Consider the following 2,240-nt stretch of genomic DNA (forward strand, 5'->3'; position numbering starts at 1 on the left):
GATCAAGAAGCTGGAGGACATTCTCGGCCGCTCCGTGTTCGCGCGCGACGCCCGCTCGGTGTCGCTGACCACGGACGGCGAGATGCTGCTCGGCTATGCCCGCCGGCTGCTGTCGATCAACCGCGAGGTGGTGTCGAAGTTCATCATTCCCGAGATTGTCGGTGTCGTGCGGCTTGGTTCGCCGGACGATTACGGCGAGCGCGTGCTGCCGCATGTGCTGAAGCGTTTCGCGCAGTCGCATCCGTCGATCGCCGTCGACGTCACTATCGACCAGAGCAGCAATCTGCGCCGGCGCATGGACGACCGGGCGCTCGACATCACGCTGCTGACCAATTCCTACAAGACCAGCGCGCTCGGCGCCGAGGTGCTGCTGACCGAGCCGATTGTCTGGGCCGGCGCCAAGGGTGGCTGCGCGCATTTGCGCGAGCCCTTGCCGGTGTCGCTTTGGGAAGAGGGCTGCGCCTGGCGCGCCGGAGCGCTCGATGCGCTTGGCCGCGAGGGCCGCAACTACCGCATCGCCTATATGAGCGCGCACACAGCCGGCCAGCGCGCCGCGATCATGTCCGATCTCGCCGTGGCGCCGCTGCCGAAGTCGTTTCTCGGCAACGACATGGTCGAACTCTGCCCGAAGGACGGCATGCCCGACATCGGCACCTACAATCTGGCGATGGTGGTGGCGCCGGACGCCAGCGCGCCGGTCAAGGCCGTCGCCGACCACATCCGCGCGACCTTCGAAGTGTTCCGGGAAACCGGCAAGTTCTGACCGGCTGGTAAGGACGACAATATAGAGCTACTCCGCCGCTTCGGCGGGGCGCTGTTCAGGCCTTACTCTCGTGTCTTGCACGATCCGGCTCTCCCCGAGAAATTCGACGATGCGCTCGCGGGCGCGCCGGGCCTCCGGCATGTCGATCAGCGGCCAGACGTGGAACATGCCTTCCTCATAGACAAGATCGATTTCAACGCCGGCGGCGCGGGCTTTTTCCGCGAAGATCAGATTGTCGGGCGTCAAAAGATCGCGCGAGCCTGTCAAAAGCAGTGTTCTTGGCAGCACTGACAGATCTCCATAGACCGGGCTGATATGCCAGTCGCTGGGATCGATGCCGGCACTGTACAGACGAATCGCCTCTCGTCCGCCAGCTATGCCCAGCCAAGGGTCGTTGCGTTCCGCCTCGAACACTGCGGGATTGGTGAGCGACACGTCGAGACCCGGCGAAATGAGCACATGTCGTGACGGCAGGGACAGTCCTTCTTCGGCGGCCATCATGGTCAGCACCACAGCCATGTTGCCGCCGGCGGAATCGCCCATGAAGACGATGTCCTCGGCCTCCGTCTCGGCGAGCATCTGCCGGTAAACATCGCCAACCATTCCGAACATGGCGTGGAAATCATGTTCGGGAGCGATTGGATAGATCGGCACCGTGATTGCGTAGCCCAACCGATCCGCCATGTCGGCAATCAGGTGCCAATGATAGGGCGTGATTTCAAAGACATAGGCGCCGCCGTGCAAGTAGAGAATCCGCTTCTGTTCGCCGGACTTGGGTGGGATTTCGTATACGGGGAAGCCATCGACCGTATGCATCTCGATGTCGAGACGCTGGTGTAGCGAGGCGGGCGGCCGGTGGTTCTCGGTCTTGCGCGCGGCCGCGATCCAGCGCTGCAGATTTTCCGGACTGGCAAATGCCTGCTTACGGCTGTGCCGCAAGACAAAAGACACGACATGGCTTTTCAAACTTGGCATGCGAATACACGAACTTCGGCCAAAGCCGACTAAGAGAACCCCCTAGATCGAAAGATTGTGCCGTGGCTGAAAATGTCAAGATTTGCGCCCGCGTCTACACGGCGGTTTGATCCGCGCCGCAGTGGTCAGCGACGCGGTAAAAGTGCGGCTCGCAGCCGGTTGCTGGTGGTCGCCGGGGACATGCGAGGTTCCCGGCGCATGCCGAGCAATTTGCATTTGTCGGCGAAGGTCATCAGCGCGCGGCGCTCCAGATAGCGTTGCTGAGGGATGCCCTTTCACTGGATCGCGGCGACACCGGCCAGCCGATGTCCTTCTGGATTTCGGGCGGCAGGCTGTTCAGCAGGCGCCGCGCCTTGCTGCGGTCATGGGCTTGTCTGATGGCGGTGCCATAGCGGCTCAGGCTTTCGAGCATTGACATCGTTGTCTCCCCTGGAGCGTTGCAGCGGCTGAAAGATATTTCCTGCCTGCCGTTCGATGCCGGTTGAATGCGCCTGCCATGTAT

At 62.2% G+C, this 2,240-nt stretch carries 3 protein-coding genes; 1 reads left to right on the forward strand and 2 read right to left on the reverse strand.

The genetic code is table 11. The features are described from left to right. The coding region (locus tag EN925_RS32685) for a LysR substrate-binding domain-containing protein (protein WP_128337235.1) at positions 1-763 on the forward strand (763 nt) is incomplete at its 5' end. A gap of 27 nt (positions 764-790) precedes the next feature. On the opposite strand, the gene EN925_RS32690 is transcribed toward EN925_RS32685, so the two are convergent. Both EN925_RS32690 and EN925_RS32695 read right to left on the reverse strand, forming a co-directional pair. Beyond that, positions 791-1,738: an alpha/beta hydrolase gene (locus EN925_RS32690; RefSeq protein ID WP_127370350.1), complete on the reverse strand. Its 948-nt coding sequence runs from the start codon at positions 1,736-1,738 to the stop codon at positions 791-793. A 232-nt stretch (positions 1,739-1,970) separates the two neighbouring features. After that, a partial coding sequence (locus tag EN925_RS32695) for a hypothetical protein (protein WP_348630377.1) occupies positions 1,971-2,240 on the reverse strand: 270 nt, incomplete at its 5' end.

The sequence above is a fragment of the Mesorhizobium sp. M7A.F.Ca.US.006.04.2.1 genome, from assembly GCF_004022915.1.
In the GTDB taxonomy this organism is placed as follows: domain Bacteria; phylum Pseudomonadota; class Alphaproteobacteria; order Rhizobiales; family Rhizobiaceae; genus Mesorhizobium; species Mesorhizobium ciceri.